Source organism: Bilophila wadsworthia ATCC 49260 (assembly GCF_000701705.1).
Classification (GTDB): Bacteria; Desulfobacterota; Desulfovibrionia; order Desulfovibrionales; family Desulfovibrionaceae; genus Bilophila; species Bilophila wadsworthia.
The window spans coordinates 16,108-33,325 of the sequence record NZ_JNJP01000045.1 but is presented as its reverse complement, the minus strand read 5'-3'; the positions used below and the strand labels follow the sequence as shown (position 1 = coordinate 33,325).

The window sequence follows — 17,218 nt, the reverse complement described above, 5'->3', positions numbered from 1 at the left end:
TACGGCCCCTTGGTGCTCCACAACGGGACAAACTCCACCTTAGCTTGGAATCCTCCCTCCACCGCCCGTTCGTTGACTGCGGAAACCAGCACCGTTACAGCCTGTTCCCATTCAAGGTGAGCTACCTCGGCAAGTACGGCGCTGCGGATTTGTCGGTAGGATCGGGATTGTTCGTTCATGCCGCTGCCTCCTTTCTGGGATCATGGAGAAGGTTTTCAGGCACCCCGATTTTGCGGAGCGCGTCCAGCACGGCGGGGCTATGCCGGTAGCCATACAAAACGGCTGTAACCAACGAGGGATGACGTCCGGCCATTCGGGCGACATCCACCAAATCCAGCCCGCGGGCATCCAATTCTTTTCGGATAGTCCAGCGATTGTTGGCGCGGGCATCTCCAAACTTCTTGTTGCTCATTCCTGAAACCTCACAAACGTGTAGGGTTGACCCATAGAAAACAGGTCTGTAGGGTAAATTTATTGGTCAATATGTTTACCGCTCACAAATTCTTTTTGCCAAGTTTTATTGGTGTAGTCAACAACTTTCTACTTCCGGTATAATTTTTCTTTGGCAAAAAAACTGTGAGTAAACTTTATTAATTAAATAAGGGTATTATATGACACAAATGCTCACAGAAACCACTTCCGCATTAACTTCCGAGTCTGACGAAGAAATCCGGAAGGGAAAAGAGTTTGGTAATAGAGTGAAGAAATGCCGTGAAGACTTGGGGATGAACCAACAAACTTTGGCAACTAAAATAGGTGTAAGTTTAACAACAATTCAAAATTATGAAGGAGGGCAACTCCCAAAAGGATCTCATGCTATTCGGTTGGCACAAGCCTTATCCATATCATTGGACTTTCTCTTTCTAGGGAAAAGTAGCAGCACGTTGCCCAATCAACCTAGTGAATTTCAGCTTCTTTTTGATGAAGAAATTGTAATGATTCCTATGGTCGAGGCGGTATTATCCGCCGGAGGTGGAAGCTTCGAAACGAATGGTAACTATGAGAAAGGATATGCCTTTCGCCGTGATTTTATCCGACGCAAGGGAAACCCTAACAGCATGGTGTTAATGCGGGTTTCAGGCGACAGCATGGAGCCAGAAATCAGAGACGGTGATGTCGTTTTATTAGATCAAAGCAAAACGCGCATTGTGCCAGGGAAAATGTTTGCTGTTGGCTTTGAAGAGAGTATCTATATAAAAAGAATTGATAATTTGCCCGGAAAAGTAATTCTCAAAAGTGAAAATCCAGCATACCCTCCTGTCGAACTGGATGTTCGTGGAGATCTTGCCGAACAATTTCGCGTCATAGGCCGCGTTTTGTGGTGTGGACGGGAATACAAGTAGAAAACGAAAAATCGCGGCCTGTTTTGACCGCGAAAAAGACATGCGTTTTGGTGTACGTTTTGACACCAAACAACAAACGGGCGGCTCCAATGAGGAACCGCCCGTTTTTGATCATCCTGTGATCAATCTGTGCAGAATCGCGCGCCATTTTCGTACAGCAGACGATCAAAAACGATCAATCTGTGCTAAATCGCCCGCCGCACTCGCTCAACCATAAATCACCCTAACCACGCGCCGCGCAAAAGGATTCCCGGTGGATGCGGAAATACCCCGTGTGCAGAATCGATCGCTACCCCGGTATTGTGAGCTGTCACCCAAGATGAGAATCTGTTGCAGCCAAGTTAACAATGTGAACTTGTGAAAAATCTGATTGGCACGATGTTTGGAAATAACAAAAAAGGCTCCACCAAAATGGAGCCTTTTTTGTTCGTCAGAAGTTCCGGATCTCCGGTACGGGCATATAATCGACAAGACCCCCCTCCCCCAATTGCGAGGGCCACGCCTACAGCCTGATTCCCTCTCCCGGCGAAAAGGGATAAAAACGGTTCGGAAGCGACGATTCCCTTTCCGACCGCACAACCAGCTGGAGACTCGCATGAATCTGACTGTTGAATATCAGCCCATTACCGAGCTGTTCCGCAACGCCCACACTGAGGGGCGGCATTTTCTCTATGAATTCGAAGTGTACAATCTGCTGAGCCTTTCCGGTTCGGAAACGCCGCCCAAATGCTCCTTCATCCCACGGAACGCCAAACCGATGGAAGAGGAGATCATGTCCCTGCCCGGCGAAAAGGCCGTGCTGAAAATCATCTCCCCCACCATCGTCCACAAGACCGAAGTGGGCGGCGTGCGCATCGTCCCCAAAACGCCCGACAAAGTGCGTTCCGCCGTGCGGCGTATGCTCTCCGAGGTGCCGGAACGCTATGCCGAATGGATCGAACGCTGCCCCGCCTCCGCGCCTGAAAGCTACAAGGGACTGGCGGGAACCGCGCTCCAGAACGCCATCGCCGCAGACCTCAAGGGCGTCCTGCAAGTACAGTTCATGCCGCCTGACTCCGCATCGTTCGGCAACGAGCTGATCGTCGGGCTGCGCCGCACACGCGAGTTCGGCATGGTCATCAGCGCGGGCCTCGGCGGTACGGACACCGAGCTCTACGCCGAGCGTTTCCGCAAAGGGCAGGCCATCGTCGCCGCACTGACGGAACTGACCGACGGCGATGCCTTCTTCGAGCTTTTCCGCAAGACCGTCTCCTACCGGAAACTGGCCGGGCTGACCCGCGGGCAACGCCGCATTGTGACCGACGACCAGCTTATCGAATGCTTCGAGTCGTTCATCCGCATGGGGAACTATTTCTCCCCCTGCAACCCCGATGCACCGTTCATCATTGAAGAACTGGAGATCAACCCGTTCACGTTCACGGACTACCTCATGGTCCCGCTGGACGGCATGTGCCGCTTTTCGACTCCCGGCGAACGCCCCGCTCCCCGTCCCATCCAAAAAATCGCCAACCTGTTGCACCCGAAATCCATCGGCATCATCGGCGTTTCCTCCAAGCGCCGGAATTTCGGGCGGATCATCCTTGAAAACATCATCGACTCCGGTTTTGACCGCGACAAACTCGTCATCATCCGTGACGGCGAAAACGACGCCAGCGGGGTGCGCTGCGTGCCGAACCTCCGTGCGCTTCCTGATCCGCTGGATCTGTTCATCGTCGCCATCGGAGCGGAACAGGTTCCGCCTCTGGTGGATGAAATCATTGAAAACAACGCCGCGCACAGCGTCATGCTCATCCCCGGCGGCCTCGGTGAAACGGAAGAAAGCCGGGAAATGACCGAGCGCATGATCGCCCGCATCACCGAAGCCCACAAGAACCTCGCCGCCGGAGGGGACGGCGGCCCGGCCTTCCTTGGGGCGAATTGCATGGGCGTGATTTCCCGTCCGGGCAAATTCGACACATGGTTCATCCCAGCCGCCAAAATGCCGGATTACAAGCAATACCCTCGCCGCCGCACAGCCATCGTCAGCCAGAGCGGGGCTTTCCTTCTGAACCGGTTCAGCCAGACGCCGGAAATGAGCCCGTCCTATCTCATTTCAATGGGCAACCAGACGGATCTCACGCTCGGGGACATGATGCGCCATTTCATGGACTCCCAAGAAGTGGATGTCATCGCCGTCTACGCGGAAGGCTTCAAGGATCTCGACGGGATCCAGTTTGCGGAGGCCGTGCGCGAGGCCATACGGCGTGACAAGCAAGTGATTTTCTACAAGGCCGGGCGGACGCCCGAAGGCAAAACGGCCACCAGCGGCCACACGGCATCCCTCGCCGGGGACTACATGGTCTGTGAAACCTGCATCCGGCAGGCGGGCGCGATCATGGCCCGCAACTTCACGGAATTCCAGGATCTGATTCTTCTGGCGGAAACCTTCACCAACGCGACCATCCGGGGCAAGCGGCTCGGTGCGGTCAGCGGTGCCGGGTTCGAGGCCGTGGGCATGGCGGATTCGCTCCAATCCGACGAGTACAGCATGTCCCTCGGGACTTATTCCGAAACCACCCGGCTGGCCATGAAACGGCTCATCGCTTCAAAAGGGTTGGAGAAGCTGGTTCCGATCAAGAACCCCCTTGACATAAACCCCGGCGCGGACGACGAGGTTCATGCGTACATGGCCGAGCTGTTGCTCAACGACGAGAACATCGACGCCGTCGTCATCGGCCTTGATCCCCTCTCCCCGGTCACGCACTCGCTTGCCGAAACGGATATCGACGCCTTCCGCATGGACGCCCCGGACGGCATTTTGACGCTGCTTTCCGATGTCCGTTCCCGCACTTCCAAGCCCATGGTCGCAGTTATGGACGGCGGCGAAAAATTCGAACCGCTCCGCAAGGCCCTCCGTGAGCGGGGCATCCCCGTATTCCCCGTGTGCGACCGGGCAGTCGCCGCACTCTCCCTTTATCTGGAGTCCCGTTTGGCCGCCGAAGGCCTCAAGCACGCTTCGTATTGTTTGTTAAGGTAGATAAAAGAATCGGGGGAGGGGGAGGAGGAACTTTCTAAAGAAAGTTCCTCCTCCCCCTCCCCAATGTTCCCATCGGCACAACCCTCTTTTCTATCATGGCTTTCCCCTGAGCCGTTCGCGTATGATGACGGGAAAAGGAGAACCCCATGTCCGTCACGTCCGCACTCGGCAATCAGGCCAAACTGCTCTGGCAATTCCTTGGTTTTTTCCAGAAACCCTACCTGCGGTTCCTGCACGCAATCATCGCCGTCTTGGTCATCCTGCAAATCCTGAGCAGCTTCGCCATGCATATGCTTTCGTCCGGGCAGATCAATCCCGCCCTCAGCAGCTGGCTTGCCTCGTGGTATCATATCCTGTCAGGCTTGCTCGTTGTTATCCTCAGCCTGCTGCTTGCGGCGGACAGCCTCACAAAGCGCGGTTTTCACTATTTTTTCCCGTACCTCTGGGGTGATACGGAACAGCTCAAAAAGGACATTCAGGCCAGCTTGCGCTTCAAGATGGTTCCGCCGCGCCCGAAAGGGTTGGCAACCGCCGTGCAGGGGCTCGGGCTCGGCGCGCTGCTGCTCGTCGTACTGAGCGGCCTGATCTGGTTCATCCTCTGGCGGAACGGCTCATCGTTCGCAGGGTTGGCGCTGGAAACCCATAAAAACGTGACGCTCCTCATCGAACTGTATTTGATCGGACACGGCTGTATGGCACTGCTCCACTTCTTCGTCTGGCAACGCAACAAGGCGCGCCAGGAGTGATCAGTCCTGCTCCTGCCCGTACCGTTTAAGCTTGGTGTGCAGGGTCTTGCGGGAAATGCCCAGCCGCTTTGCCGCTTCGCTCTTGTTGTCGCCCACACTGTCCAGCATACGAAGGATGGCTTCGCGCTCCACATCCTCCAGCGTTGCCCCCTCCAAAGGAACGGACAGCGCTGACGGCTCCGTATCGTCCTCTTGTTCGTACGCCTGCGTTACGGCAAGCGGCAATTCGCGTTCCGAAACGTAACTGCCGAACAGCAGCACCACGGCCCGCTCCACCGCGTTCTCCAGCTCGCGGACATTCCCCGGCCACGGGTATTTGATCAGCATGTCCATCGCCTTGGGGGTAAATCCCTTCACATCCTTTCGGTTCCGCTCGCCGAAAACCTTGAGGAAGTGCTCCGCCAGAAGGGGGATGTCCTCGCTCCGCTCCTGAAGGGACGGGACCTGTATGCTGACGACGTTGAGCCGATAATACAAATCCTCGCGGAAGCGCCCGGCCGCGACCTCATCCAGCAGGTTGCGGTTCGTCGCCGCCACGATGCGCACATCCACCTTGAGGGTGGCGTCGCCTCCCACGCGCTGGATCTCCCGCTGCTGGATGGCCCGCAGGAGCTTGACCTGCATGAGCAGGGAAATTTCGCCGATTTCGTCCAGAAACAGCGTGCCGCCGTCCGCTTGCAGAAAACGCCCGTCCCGGCGCTTGTCCGCGCCCGTGAAAGCGCCTTTCTCGTGCCCGAACAATTCGGATTCCAGAAGGCTTTCGGTCAGGGCCGCACAGTTCACCGCCACCCACGGGCCGTCCTTGCGCTGGCTCTGGTTATGGATGGCCCGCGCCACCAGCTCCTTGCCCGTCCCGGACTTGCCGTTGATCAACACCGTCGCCTCCGAAGGGGCCACAGTGTGGATCATCTCCAACATCCTCCGGACGGCGAGGCTGTTTCCCACGATGCCCTCCACTGGAACGGGAAAACGCTCGCCGGACCGGACGGCCTCGCTGTGTTCCAGCGTTTTGAACAAGGTGGACTTGAGCTGATCAAAGTCGAGGGGCTTGATGAGATAATCCACGGCCCCGGACTTCATGGCCTCCACAGCGGACTCCACGGCGGAATACGCCGTCATGAGCACGACCGGCACGGCGGGATTGTACTTGCGGATTTCCTTCAGAGCCGTGATGCCGTCCATGTCGGGCATTCGGATATCCATCAGCACCACGTCAAAAGGCCGTTCGCATACCCGCGCCACAGCCTCTTTGCCATCCCCCGCCGACGTAACGGCCAGCCCCCAGCGCCCAAGGAGCGCCTCAAGCATCCCGCGATGCCCCGGATCGTCATCCACCACAAGAACCGTATGCGAACCTTTCTCAGCCATGCCATTCCTCAATTGATTCTCGATCAATCCAATACACACACAATCCCAACAAACCTTTCTCTTCCGCCTTCCGTCACATTATGGACCTCATAAAAAATCAGGAAAAACGGGGATAAGGGATTCAATAAAGTCAAAAGTTTTGGGAAAGGAGGGTTGGGGGACCGGGGAAGGTTTCCCTCCCTTTCCCCGGACCCCGCCTACGCCACAAACGGGAAACGAAGCTTGAACACCGTGCCCTCGCCGGGCGTGCTGGCGACTTCGATCGTGCCGTCGTGCGCTTCCACGATCTTGTGCACGATGGAAAGCCCCAGCCCCGTGCCGCTGGCCTTGGTGGTGAAATACGGGCTGAAAATATCCGCCAGACGTTCGGGGGCGATGCCGCACCCCGTATCCGCAACATCCAGCGCCAGCTCTGTACCTTCCATCCGGGCCCGTACCATCAGCCTACCGCCATCGGGCATGGCCTGTACAGCGTTGAGAAACAAGTTGAGCAACACTTGCGTCATACGGTCCCGGTCCAGCCGTACGGACAACGGCGGCTCCGGCAGCTCGGCCTCAAACCGGATCTTGCGGGCGTCCATATCCGACCGCACCATGTCGCGGGCCCGCTCCACAAGCTCGTTCAGCCCGACATCGGTCAGGTTCAGCACATCGGGGCGCGCAAAATCGAGGAGATCGCCCACCACCTTGTCCAGACGGAGCACCTCCCTCGTCATGATGTCAGCCATGCGGCTTTCGTCGCTGCCTTCGGGGCTCGCTTCCATGAAGAAACGGGCCAACCCCTTAATGGCGCTGAGGGGGTTGCGGACCTCATGGGCGATGCCCGCCGCCATATTGCCGAGCGCCACCAGACGGTCCCGCCGCCGCAGTTCGCTCTGGAGGCGCCGGATTTCCCCGAGATCGCGCATGATCAAAGCCGTGCCGATGGCTTCGCCCTCCTCGGTCACAATGTGCGAGGCGCTGATCGCCAACGGAACCCGACGCTCACCGACCGTGCACCAGGCCTCCTGCTCTCTCGCGGCATCCTGCGCCGTCCGCCCTTCGAGCACGGCCCATACGCCGGGCAGCAGGTCATGAAGGCCCCGCCCCGTCGCCGCCGTCCGGGTCAGCCCGGTGATGTCCTGCGCGGCGGGGTTGATGGATGTAATGCGATCGTCCATGTCCGTGGAAATGATGCCCACCGGAAGCGTCCGCAGGATTTCCGAAGAAAAGGCCGTGGTTTCCTGTACGAGCTTGCGCGAGCGCCTGTAACTCTGGATCAGGAACAGGGTAATGCAGCCCACCAAGCCTACAAAAACAAGAATGCCGAACATGACCGCCATATGCTTTTCGTCGGCGGCCTGTGCCTCCTCAAGGGGGGTGAGATCATACTCGACGAAAATAACCAGCGATGTGCCCTCGGCAATGCTCGCTTCCAACATGCCGCATGAGTCGCCGTCCAGCCCGCGCCTCATCATCCTGTGCCCGCCGCCATGCCTGCGGCGTTCCCCCTGCGGGACGGAAAACTGCTTATACACTTGGAATACGGGCATCCCATCGGGCAATTCCGTCGCATTCCATTTGACCTGCCTGGTCGGATCGAGCTCCGCCAGAACTTCCGGCGACAAGAAACTCGTGCCGATGAGTTTGGTATCGGCCGCCATCAGCACGGTCCCGTTACGGTTGGTGATCACCAGCGAAACGATGTCCGGCTGTTCCCCGACCTTGTTGAGCAGATCGCTCAGCACTTCATCGGACCAGTGATATCCCATACCGGTCCGCAACGCACCTTCCAGCGCGCTGATGAGCGCCGCCCCCTTTTCAAGGGTCAGCTGCGACGTGAAATCCGATTCGCGTTTGGCGTTGTGCAGCCCGAACACCACGATCCCCGCTGAAAACAGCAAGGCGCAGACCATGACGAACCACGGGAACAGCGTGAGCCACCGGGGCATTTTTTTTAACGACGACATGTACACGTGAATATCCTTTTGCGGAACGGCATCCGGTTGCCGGATCTCGGATCCGAATTTTTTTCTAAGGTACAGCAAAAACCATTCCCGGATTGGAACCGCTTTCGAGCCCCATTATCCGCAGGGTTCCCGGCGTCTCCACCCCGCCCCTGCCCAAGGGGTGTGGCGTTTTTACACACTCGGAAACACGGTGTGGTTCCATTCTACCCACTCACGGGGCCGCTCGTGAAGCGCTGAATGACGCGTTTTTATTTTAATGAATAAAATTCGTGTATTACAAAACAAAACATACTTTGGCACGCCTGTTGCTATATGCTCAGCAAGCCGTTTGGCTTCAACCTTTCAATAAAAATACCATTACTGGAGTACACACTATGAAGACTCGCGCTCTTATCGCCGCTTTCGCCCTTTCCGCCATCGTTCTCGGTTCCGGCGTGTCCGCTTTCGCCTACAACGGGTACCACAACTATGGCAACCACGCCGGGATGTACGCGGTTTCTCCTGAAAAGCAGGGTGCCTATGATGCCATGATGAAGGATTACTACAGCCGCGTATCCCCGATTCAGGACAAGCTGAACGCCAAGGGCATCGAGCTCGACGCCCTGTCCCGCAACCCCAACGCCAAGCCCGAGACCATTTCCAAGCTCGCCAATGAGGTGGCGGAACTCCGCTCCCAGCTCCGCGCCGAACGCATGACCCTCGGCGACAAGATGGAAAAGGAACTCGGTGTCCAGCCCGGCCGCGGCATGATGGGCAACGGCATGGGCTACCACAACGGCGGCCGTCACGGTGGTGGTCATGGTGGCCATGGCGGACACGGCGGCGGTTACGGTTCCAACTGCAACTACTAGCCTCGGGGGGCCGGGGGCGGTTTCTTTCCCGGGGGGGCCCCCCTTGTTCGTTTACAGGCACGAAGGCCGCATGGAGCCGTTCTCCGCCTCCCGCAGCAACCCGGAACGTGCGCGGCCAGCCGCTTCACCATACATTCAGCATTATTCCAATAAGCTTACGTTTAACCTCTCAAACACCGTCACAGGAGTACATACCATGAAGACTCGCGCCCTCATCGCCGCTTTCGCCCTTTCCGCCATCGTTCTCGGTTCCGGCGTGTCCGCTTTCGCCTACAACGGGTACCACAACTATGGCAACCACGCCGGGATGTACGCAGTTTCTCCCGAAAAGCAGGGTGCCTATGATGCCATGATGAAGGATTACTACAGCCGCGTATCCCCGATTCAGGACAAGCTGAACGCCAAGGGCATCGAGCTCGACGCCCTGTCCCGCAACCCCAACGCCAAGCCCGAGACCATTTCCAAGCTCGCCAATGAGGTGGCGGAACTCCGCTCCCAGCTCCGCGCCGAACGCATGACCCTCGGCGACAAGATGGAAAAGGAACTCGGTATCCAGCCCTGCCGCGGCATGATGGGCAACGGTATGATGGGCAACGGCATGGGCTACCACAACGGCGGTCGTCATGGCGGCGGTCATGGTGGCCATGGCGGACACGGCGGCGGTTACGGTTCCAACTGCAACTACTAGCCCCGGGCGCCCGGGGACGCTTCCTTCCCCGGGGCGACACACCTGATACGTTACAAGGCGCGAAGGCCGCATGGAGCCGTTCTCCGCCTCCCGCAGCAACCCGGAACGTACGCGGCCAGCCACTTCACCATAACTCCGAACGTTTCTTCAACAACCTCACTTCCGCACCGAGACCGGGGGGGACTGCCTCCCTCGGTCTCGGTGTTTTGTGCAAGGTTCTTTGCGGGAAGGAAAAGGATCAAGGCATGAAGCCGGGCGCTGAAACGGCACGGCAACGGCTTTTTGGAACCCCTCGGAGGGAAAGCCTCACCTTTTCGGGAAGGCTCACTGTTTCGCCAACAACAGCCAGACCTGCCCCTGATTGTAAATGGTCATGGCCTGACGGTGGGCGTCTTCGCCTTCCCCGGTGTAGATGTCGATGCGCCGCAAACGGATCGCGCCGCCGGTATCGTGTGCGAAGCCGAGCCCTCTCCGGATGCCCTGCCGCTGTCCCGGAAGCGCGTAGGAAACGATGCCGCCAAGCGGCAGGACGCGCGGATCGACCGCCATGCTGACCCACGGCGTCAGTTCGCAACCCGCCGTCCCTTTCGGATGCTCGGCACCGAACCGGAAAAAAACGTAGCCGCTGGAAGCGTTCAAAAAGGCCCTGCGCTTCTGGGGGTGGTTGTCCCACCATTGGCGGATACCCTTCATCGAGGCCTTGTTGCGCGGAAGTTCCCCCGAACGGATCAGGTAGCCCGCCATGCTCTGGCCCGAGTGCCCGTTCAGGCCCGCGAACAGGGCCGCCTGCTGCGTCCCGTCGTCAAAGGCCAGAATGCCGGAGCCTTCCAGCATCAGATCATACGTCTCCACCGGATGCTCCAGCCACGCCATTTCCAGATTCCGGCTCTTGAGCGCTCCGTCCAGATCGATGTCCGCCCGGCTGTAATACGGGTCTTCCGGCTTGATCACCTGCAAAAAAGCGTCCTCGGGGCAGCTGTGCGTAGGCAGGCACCACGCCAGATCCGGGGCAAGCTCCTCCGGAAGACGGTAGATCGGGTATTCGTATCCCGGCTTGCGCGTCCGGCTGGCCTGCATCACCGGCGAATAGTACCCCGTAAACTTGACTTCAGGGGCGACGCTCAGCCACTGGAACCCCTCTTCCAGCAGTTCTGGCTGGGCGTCGAGCCGCGGCAGTATCGCTTTCAGCTTTTCCAGCGACGCAACCACTTCTCCCCATGTGATCCGGATTCCGCTGTGTTCGGCTGCCCGCTCGTCCGGATTCCAGCTCCGGGCATACGCAAGGCTCCGCTCCAGCGCGGGGGCCAATTCCATCCACGAACGCAGCCCCATGGATGCCTTGTCCATACGGGCGATCTGCGCACGCGCCTGTTCCGCCGGGGCCCGCCGGAACAACGGGGACGGGGTATCCAGCGCTTCGACGGCGGGATGGGGCAACCGCCGGATCTCGGAAGAAGCGGTTGAGGCAGGGGCGGGGAAAGGCTCGGGGGAAGGTTTGGCCCCACATGCGGCCAACAGGACGGCAAGGCACAGCACAAACGTTTTCAACATCGATTCCTCTTTGCGTGAAAGGACGCATCCTCTGCCCGGTTCCCCTCAAAAGGAACGGCGGCGCACAGGTGCGCATATACCCGGAACGGTATCCGCCGGGTATGATAATAATGAAATTTTCCCCTGCAATACGATACACGACAGAGGGCGTTCCCTTTGAAGAGGGGACGTCCCGCACCGCCGCTGAACGGTGCGCGGCCACCATAGAGCCAAGCTCTCGAATACGCAACGCAGGAAGACAACGATGGAAACGCTGATACAGGCTTTGAAGGCGATCAACGACGTGATCTGGGGACCGGGTATGCTGATCCTGCTGATCGGAACGGGCCTCTACCTTACCGTAGGGTTGCGTTTCTATACGTTCCGCAACATCTTTTCAGCGTTTTCCATGCTCTGGAAGGGCCGGACCTCCTCGGCTGGCGACAAGGGCGAGCTGACGCCGTTCAATGCCCTGATGACGGCCCTCGCTGGGACTATCGGCACGGGGAGCATCGTCGGCGTGGCCACGGCCATCCTTTCGGGCGGCCCGGGCGCGCTGTTCTGGATGTGGTGTACCGCTATGGTAGGCATGGCGACCAAATTTTCCGAAATCCTGCTTGCCGTCCGCTACCGTGAAGTGACCCCGGCGGGGAATTTCGTGGGCGGGGCCATGTACTTCATCAAGAACGGTCTCGGCGAAAAGTGGAAATGGCTCGGCGGCCTGTTCGCCATTTTTGCGGCAATCACCTGTTTCGGGACCGGCAATGCGGTACAGACCAACGCCATTTCCGGCGTGCTCTGGGGGACCTTCGGCGTCCCGACATGGATCACGGCGCTGATCCTGTTCCTGCTGATCGCTTCCGTCCTGTTGGGCGGCCTGCGGCGCATCGGCAGCGTGGCCGGGAAAATAGTGCCCTTTATGGCGATCCTGTACACGCTCGCCTCGCTGCTCATCATCATTTTGAACATCAAGGAAGTGCCCGCGATGTTCCTGCACGTCATTGAGGAAGCCTTCACGCCCACGGCGGCGCAGGGGGGATTCGCCGGGGCCACGGCCATGATGGCCGTCCGGTTCGGTATGGCGCGGGGCATCTTCGCCAACGAAGCCGGGCTCGGCAGCGGGCCCATCGCCCACGCCACCGCGACCTCCACCCCGATCAGGCAGGCCACCATCGGAATGCTCGACGTGTTCATCACCACCATGATCGTGTGCAGCATGACCGGTTTCGCCATCCTCGTCACCGGCGAATGGACCGCCGTCGGCGCTCAGGGCGCTTCGCTGACCGCGCGGGCCTTTGAAACCGCCCTGCCGGGCGTGGGTTCGGCCATCGTGGCGATTTCGCTGGTCATGTTCGCCTTCACCACCATCCTCGGCTGGTGCGTGTACGGGGAACGTTCCGCAATATTCCTGTTCGGGGATCGGGTTCTGAAGCCTTTCCGTATCCTCTACACCATCGTCGTGCCCATCGGCGCTCTGGCCCAGCTCGATCTGGTCTGGATTCTTGCCGACACCTTCAACGCGCTGATGGCTTTCCCCAACCTCATCGGCGTGCTCCTGCTGAGCCCTGTGGTGTTCAAAACCGTACAAGAGAGCACACGGCCCTAAAACGCGCCCGAGCCCGGACATTCACCGTCCTGATATCAATCCGTTTATATCTTGGGATCGTTACTATTTTTCGTTCTTCTCCTTTTTCCGTGATCCCCATTGACGGGAAGGCTCTTTACAGATATCTAACGGCAAATTTTCGTCATAGGTGCTGAATGACGCTTTTGAGCCGGTATTGGATACGACATTTCACGAAGAGCTTATGGTGGGCGCTGCTGCCTCTGATAAGCGTCTGCCTGTTGTACCCGAACGCCATTGCGCAAAGGCACCCCGTGCAGCCGTGCCTCATGCACTGTCAGGATGGCGCGTCCCTGATCCCGGCACAGCCGGATCAGCCGTCCGCCTATCTGGAAACCAAGTCGGCGCACCCTTTGGACAGGACTTCCGGAAAGGACGGCCCTCTCCTTTCGCTTAACGCCTCATCCTACGGGTTCTCCCTCGCGCTCCTTCAATGCGCCGCCTTCATTCCCCTTCCCGATCTCCTGCCCGGGCTTTCCGAAATCCGGGGTATGCTTCCCTTGGCCCTCGCGCCGCCTTCCGTCTCCATCTCTCTGTAGCCTTACGCATTCAGCGGTTCTCGCGTTGCGCCCCATCGGGCGGACGAAGCCGTGCGTTATCCGTACCATATGCGCACCCGGGCCGCTTTTCCCGCCCTCAAACTGAAAAGAGATGGATATATGGATCACTCGACGGAATCTCAAACGGATCGCAAGGAACTCAAAAAAACCATGAGCCCGGCCGAAGTCTGGGCACTGGCCGTAGGGGCCATCATCGGCTGGGGCTGCTTCGTCCTTCCCGGAACCCGTTTTCTGCCGGATGCCGGGCCGCTGGGGACATGCCTCGCGTTTCTCATCGGCGGAGGGCTGCTGTGCACGGTGGCGCTCTGCTACAGCATCCTGATTAAAGTCTATCCCGTTGCGGGCGGTTCCTTCACCTACGCCTACGTCGGCTTCGGGACACGGGCCGGTTTCATCTGCGGCTGGGCGCTGGTTCTCGGCTACCTCTGCGTCATCGCCGCCAACGGCACGGCCCTCGCGCTGCTCAGCCGCTTCGTCCTGCCCGGCGTTTTTGATGTGGGCTATCTGTATACGGTCGCCGGATGGGACGTCTACGCGGGCGAACTGGCCATGATGTCGGCTTTCTTCATCTTCTTCGGCTATATGAATTTCAGGGGCATGGACATGGCGAGCAGCCTCCAGCTCATTCTGGCCTTCGCCCTCGCGGGCGGCGTGCTGGTGCTGATCCTTGGAAGCGTCGCCACGGAAACCTCCCACGTCGATAACCTGTTCCCCCTCTTTGCCGAAGGGCGTTCCCCGGTAGCCTGCGTGCTGTCCATCCTCGCCATTACCCCGTGGCTGTTCGTGGGTTTCGACACGATCCCCCAGACCGCTGAAGAATTCGACTTCCCGCCCGAAAAATCCCGCCGCCTGATGATCAATTCCATCGTCTGCGGCGCGCTTCTCTACGCGCTGGTTCTGATCGCTGTCGCGATCATCATTCCCTATACCGATTTGCTCGGCCAGAATCACAGCTGGACCACGGGCGCCGTGGCCAACATGGCTTTCGGCAGGTTCGGCGGCGTCATCCTCGCCATTCCGGTCATGGCCGGGATTTTCACGGGCATGAACGGCTTTTTCATGGCGACGACGCGCCTCCTGTTCAGCATGGGCCGCGGCAAATTCCTGCACCCTTGGTTCGTCAAGGTGCACCCCAAACACGGGACGCCGACCAACGCCGTCCTGTTCACGCTTGGCCTGACCCTCATCGCCCCGTGGTTCGGCCGCTCGGCCCTGAACTGGATCGTCGACATGTCCGCCATGGGCACCGCGCTCGCCTATCTGTTCACCTGCATGACCGCGTACAAGTATGTCGCCAATTTCCCCGACATCCCCGAAGCCCGCTGGGGCAAGCCTGTGGCGATCATCGGTGGCCTGACCTCCATCTCCTGCTTCGCCATGCTCGCTCTGCCCGGTTCTCCCGCCGCCATCGGCATCGAGTCGTGGTTCATGCTTCTTGTCTGGGTCGCCCTCGGCGCGGCCTTCTACTTCAACCGCGCGTCCGAGCTGAACGCCATCCCGCATGAGCAGATGCAGTACCTGCTGCTCGGCACCAAGGATCGGCCTCTCCTCTTTGAGGCCGCCCAGAGCACTTCCGCGGGAATGAACAAGTAATATTGAGGATCATTCGGGGAGGGGAGGGGAGGGAGAAACTTTCTGAGAAAGTTTCTCCCCCCTCCCCTCCCCAAACCCCACCTCTCCCTCTTCAAAGATTTTCGTGTTTATCGAATCCCTGTTCACAGGGTTCCCTGTGCGGCCTGAGCTGTACAGGGATTTTTTCATTTTTTACAATTTATAAGAACGAGTTGTTCTTTCATACACTGAAAAGCCGATTGACTTCCCTGAACGCGGCTCTCCCAGAAGGCAACGATAAAAACAGTACGCGAACGGGCTTCTTTCACGTATACTGAACCAAGGCCGACAGCCCCACAAAAAGCGCGAAAGGGATTCTCCGTCTTCATAGGCACCGTCACCTCTTCCAGAGTATTTTTTCACCCAACGGAACCCCTGACGCGCAGCCTCCCCACCAGTCGAAACGTTTAAGGGGATGAGGGGTGGGGGTTTGGGAGAAGGGCCCTTCTCCCAAACCCCAATTTCTTTCCCCAAAAATTTTTCCGCCCGCTGTAACAATTCCGTACGGGGCGGCACACTCTTCTTGTACAGGGCATCTTTCCCGTACTCCCTCCGCCCGCAAGGCGGCTGGGCTGAACGACAGAAAAGGAACAGACCATGATCCCGGAGGCGGGAGAAGAAACCCTTCAGGCCGTGCTGAACGGCGACGCGGAAGCGTTCCGCTCCATCCTGCGGTCCTATGGGCCGCGCGTGGAGCGCCTCGTTTCCGCGCACGTCCTGCCGCATGAGGTGCCCGAAGTGGCTCAGGAAACCTTCGTCAGGGCGTACAGGAGCCTGCGTTCCTACCAAGGGCAAGGTTCCTTTGAGCGCTGGCTGTCGACCATTGCCCTGCGCTGCTGTTACGAGCGGCTGCGCGAACGCTACAGGCCCGAAGCGCCGTTCAGCTCTCTGGCCCGAGGCGAAGAGGGCGAACCGGAAGGCCTGACCGATCAGGCATCGTTCCGCCTCTATGAAGAAGAAAACGAACGCCGCGACTTGCGGGAAGAGCTCGAATCGGCCCTGCAAAGTCTGGAACCCCGCGATCGTATGTTGCTGACGCTCACCTTTCTGGAGGGCTATTCCATTGCGGAGACGGCGGCCATGATGGACATGACGCCGATCAACGTCCGGGTCAGGGTCCACCGCAGCAAGGCAAAGCTGCGCGAGGCGCTCGATCCCCCTTTGGAAAGCCTCGGGAGGCAATCATGAACAACCTTTTGCAGTCTTTGCGCGGCGTACTTTCCGCCCTTATCGGTTTCCAGTCCCCCGAGGACGGGTTGCTGGAAAAGGCGCGGCGCCGCTGGAACGAGGGGCGTACGAACCGGCCTTCCCTGCTCGACGAAGCATGGGAAGAGCGCGTGATGTTCGCCGTCCGGCTCAGCCCGATGGACGATCCCGATGTCCCGGACTGGCTGGCGCAGCGCTTCCGGCCCCTTGCGTTGGCGAATGCCGTCATTATCCTCTGTGCGTTGATGCTCTTCTGGCACGCGGGCGATCCCGGCACCGCCCTCGCCGAATACGCGCAGTCGGCCCTTGCCGGGTATGAGGTGTTTTTCTGATGCGGACCCGCTTCAAGAGCCTGTTGGCGCTCGGCCTGACCTTTGCCGCCGGGTGCTTCGTCGGTATCGTCATCGGCAGCAGCAACCCGCGCTGGTTCAAATCGTTCAGGCAGCCTCCGGGCCCCGACCGGGCGGTCGAACACCTGACGGAAGTGCTGGAGCTTACTCCGGAGCAGCAGGAACAGGTCCGGGAAGTCTTTATCCGCCTCCACCCTGAATTCCTCAAGGAATCCGAACGGGCAAAAGCTTTCCGAAGGGCATTTATCATCAAGCATTTCAATGAAATGGCCCCGCTGCTCGACGAACGCCAGAAGGCCGTGGCCCAAGAGTTTCTGGAAAAGCAGCTGTCGAGGAAAATGCCGCCTCCGCCCAAAGAGGGCAAGGCGAACTAGTG

The 17,218-nt window shown here is 58.9% G+C and carries 15 protein-coding genes; 11 read left to right on the top strand and 4 right to left on the bottom strand.

The window, feature by feature from the left end:
* Positions 1–175: 175 nt before the first annotated feature.
* On the bottom strand, positions 176–412 hold the full coding sequence (locus tag T370_RS25715; protein WP_029435177.1) for a transcriptional regulator: 237 nt from the start codon (positions 410–412) through the stop codon (positions 176–178).
* Positions 413–611: 199 nt separating this feature from the next.
* Here T370_RS25715 and T370_RS0114290 point away from each other — a divergent pair, with 199 nt between their 5' ends.
* From T370_RS0114290 to T370_RS0114280, 3 genes are all read left to right on the top strand, one after another.
* Positions 612–1,343, top strand: coding sequence for an XRE family transcriptional regulator (locus T370_RS0114290; protein WP_248604267.1), 732 nt, complete (start codon positions 612–614; stop codon positions 1,341–1,343).
* A gap of 595 nt (positions 1,344–1,938) precedes the next feature.
* The gene (locus T370_RS0114285; protein WP_029436106.1) at positions 1,939–4,359 is read left to right on the top strand and encodes an acetate--CoA ligase family protein; all 2,421 of its coding nucleotides are present in this window, start codon (positions 1,939–1,941) and stop codon (positions 4,357–4,359) included.
* 146 nt (positions 4,360–4,505) lie between these two features.
* Positions 4,506–5,105 carry a cytochrome b/b6 domain-containing protein gene (locus T370_RS0114280; protein ID WP_029436105.1) on the top strand — a complete coding sequence of 200 codons (600 nt, stop codon included), beginning with the start codon at positions 4,506–4,508 and terminating at the stop codon, positions 5,103–5,105.
* Here the strand turns inward: T370_RS0114280 and T370_RS0114275 are convergent, their stop codons facing one another.
* Together T370_RS0114275 and T370_RS0114270 are read right to left on the bottom strand one after the other, a co-directional pair.
* Entirely contained in the window at positions 5,106–6,473 is a 1,368-nt protein-coding gene (locus T370_RS0114275) for a sigma-54-dependent Fis family transcriptional regulator (protein ID WP_029436104.1), read from the bottom strand.
* Between the two features lie 197 nt (positions 6,474–6,670).
* A complete protein-coding gene (locus T370_RS0114270) occupies positions 6,671–8,422 on the bottom strand; it encodes an ATP-binding protein (RefSeq protein ID WP_231377918.1) in 1,752 nt (583 codons plus the stop codon).
* Positions 8,423–8,796: 374 nt separating this feature from the next.
* On the opposite strand from T370_RS0114270, the gene T370_RS0114265 reads away from it, so the two are divergent.
* Entirely contained in the window at positions 8,797–9,273 is a 477-nt protein-coding gene (locus T370_RS0114265; protein ID WP_029436103.1) for a periplasmic heavy metal sensor, read from the top strand.
* A gap of 196 nt (positions 9,274–9,469) precedes the next feature.
* The gene (locus T370_RS0114260; RefSeq protein WP_005029702.1) at positions 9,470–9,961 is read left to right on the top strand and encodes a periplasmic heavy metal sensor; all 492 of its coding nucleotides are present in this window, start codon (positions 9,470–9,472) and stop codon (positions 9,959–9,961) included.
* Positions 9,962–10,285: 324 nt separating this feature from the next.
* Here T370_RS0114260 and T370_RS0114255 read toward each other — a convergent pair whose 3' ends face one another.
* Positions 10,286–11,512 carry an MltA domain-containing protein gene (locus tag T370_RS0114255; RefSeq protein ID WP_029436102.1) on the bottom strand — a complete coding sequence of 409 codons (1,227 nt, stop codon included), beginning with the start codon at positions 11,510–11,512 and terminating at the stop codon, positions 10,286–10,288.
* Positions 11,513–11,756: 244 nt separating this feature from the next.
* Here T370_RS0114255 and T370_RS0114250 point away from each other — a divergent pair, with 244 nt between their 5' ends.
* The 6 genes from T370_RS0114250 to T370_RS0114225 all read left to right on the top strand — a co-directional run bounded on the left by T370_RS0114250 (position 11,757) and on the right by T370_RS0114225 (position 17,216).
* The gene (locus T370_RS0114250; protein WP_029436101.1) at positions 11,757–13,097 is read left to right on the top strand and encodes an alanine/glycine:cation symporter family protein; all 1,341 of its coding nucleotides are present in this window, start codon (positions 11,757–11,759) and stop codon (positions 13,095–13,097) included.
* A gap of 155 nt (positions 13,098–13,252) precedes the next feature.
* Positions 13,253–13,654 (top strand): hypothetical protein, encoded by a 402-nt coding sequence (locus tag T370_RS0114245; RefSeq protein ID WP_029436100.1) that lies wholly within the window; start codon positions 13,253–13,255, stop codon positions 13,652–13,654.
* 120 nt (positions 13,655–13,774) lie between these two features.
* On the top strand, positions 13,775–15,268 hold the full coding sequence (locus tag T370_RS0114240; RefSeq protein ID WP_029436099.1) for an APC family permease: 1,494 nt from the start codon (positions 13,775–13,777) through the stop codon (positions 15,266–15,268).
* A gap of 615 nt (positions 15,269–15,883) precedes the next feature.
* The gene (locus tag T370_RS0114235; protein ID WP_029436098.1) at positions 15,884–16,474 is read left to right on the top strand and encodes an RNA polymerase sigma factor; all 591 of its coding nucleotides are present in this window, start codon (positions 15,884–15,886) and stop codon (positions 16,472–16,474) included.
* Entirely contained in the window at positions 16,471–16,824 is a 354-nt protein-coding gene (locus T370_RS0114230; protein ID WP_005029687.1) for a hypothetical protein, read from the top strand. The genes T370_RS0114235 and T370_RS0114230 overlap by 4 nt, the downstream gene beginning before the upstream one ends.
* The gene (locus tag T370_RS0114225; RefSeq protein ID WP_005029684.1) at positions 16,824–17,216 is read left to right on the top strand and encodes a TspO/MBR family protein; all 393 of its coding nucleotides are present in this window, start codon (positions 16,824–16,826) and stop codon (positions 17,214–17,216) included. The genes T370_RS0114230 and T370_RS0114225 overlap by 1 nt, the downstream gene beginning before the upstream one ends.
* The last annotated feature ends 2 nt before the right edge of the window (positions 17,217–17,218 follow it).

Bases quoted from the DNA above. Each gene is read 5' to 3' on its own strand.
- T370_RS25715 (WP_029435177.1), bottom strand. From the start codon at position 412: ATGAGCAACAAGAAGTTTGGAGATGCCCGCGCCAACAATCGCTGGACT.
- T370_RS0114280 (WP_029436105.1), top strand. From the start codon at position 4,506: ATGTCCGTCACGTCCGCACTCGGCAATCAGGCCAAACTGCTCTGGCAA.
- T370_RS0114260 (WP_005029702.1), top strand. From the start codon at position 9,470: ATGAAGACTCGCGCCCTCATCGCCGCTTTCGCCCTTTCCGCCATCGTT.
- T370_RS0114285 (WP_029436106.1), top strand. From the start codon at position 1,939: ATGAATCTGACTGTTGAATATCAGCCCATTACCGAGCTGTTCCGCAAC.
- T370_RS0114275 (WP_029436104.1), bottom strand. From the start codon at position 6,473: ATGGCTGAGAAAGGTTCGCATACGGTTCTTGTGGTGGATGACGATCCG.
- T370_RS0114235 (WP_029436098.1), top strand. From the start codon at position 15,884: ATGATCCCGGAGGCGGGAGAAGAAACCCTTCAGGCCGTGCTGAACGGC.
- T370_RS0114230 (WP_005029687.1), top strand. From the start codon at position 16,471: ATGAACAACCTTTTGCAGTCTTTGCGCGGCGTACTTTCCGCCCTTATC.
- T370_RS0114270 (WP_231377918.1), bottom strand. From the start codon at position 8,422: ATGTCGTCGTTAAAAAAAATGCCCCGGTGGCTCACGCTGTTCCCGTGG.
- T370_RS0114265 (WP_029436103.1), top strand. From the start codon at position 8,797: ATGAAGACTCGCGCTCTTATCGCCGCTTTCGCCCTTTCCGCCATCGTT.
- T370_RS0114245 (WP_029436100.1), top strand. From the start codon at position 13,253: ATGACGCTTTTGAGCCGGTATTGGATACGACATTTCACGAAGAGCTTA.
- T370_RS0114240 (WP_029436099.1), top strand. From the start codon at position 13,775: ATGGATCACTCGACGGAATCTCAAACGGATCGCAAGGAACTCAAAAAA.
- T370_RS0114250 (WP_029436101.1), top strand. From the start codon at position 11,757: ATGGAAACGCTGATACAGGCTTTGAAGGCGATCAACGACGTGATCTGG.
- T370_RS0114225 (WP_005029684.1), top strand. From the start codon at position 16,824: ATGCGGACCCGCTTCAAGAGCCTGTTGGCGCTCGGCCTGACCTTTGCC.
- T370_RS0114290 (WP_248604267.1), top strand. From the start codon at position 612: ATGACACAAATGCTCACAGAAACCACTTCCGCATTAACTTCCGAGTCT.
- T370_RS0114255 (WP_029436102.1), bottom strand. From the start codon at position 11,512: ATGTTGAAAACGTTTGTGCTGTGCCTTGCCGTCCTGTTGGCCGCATGT.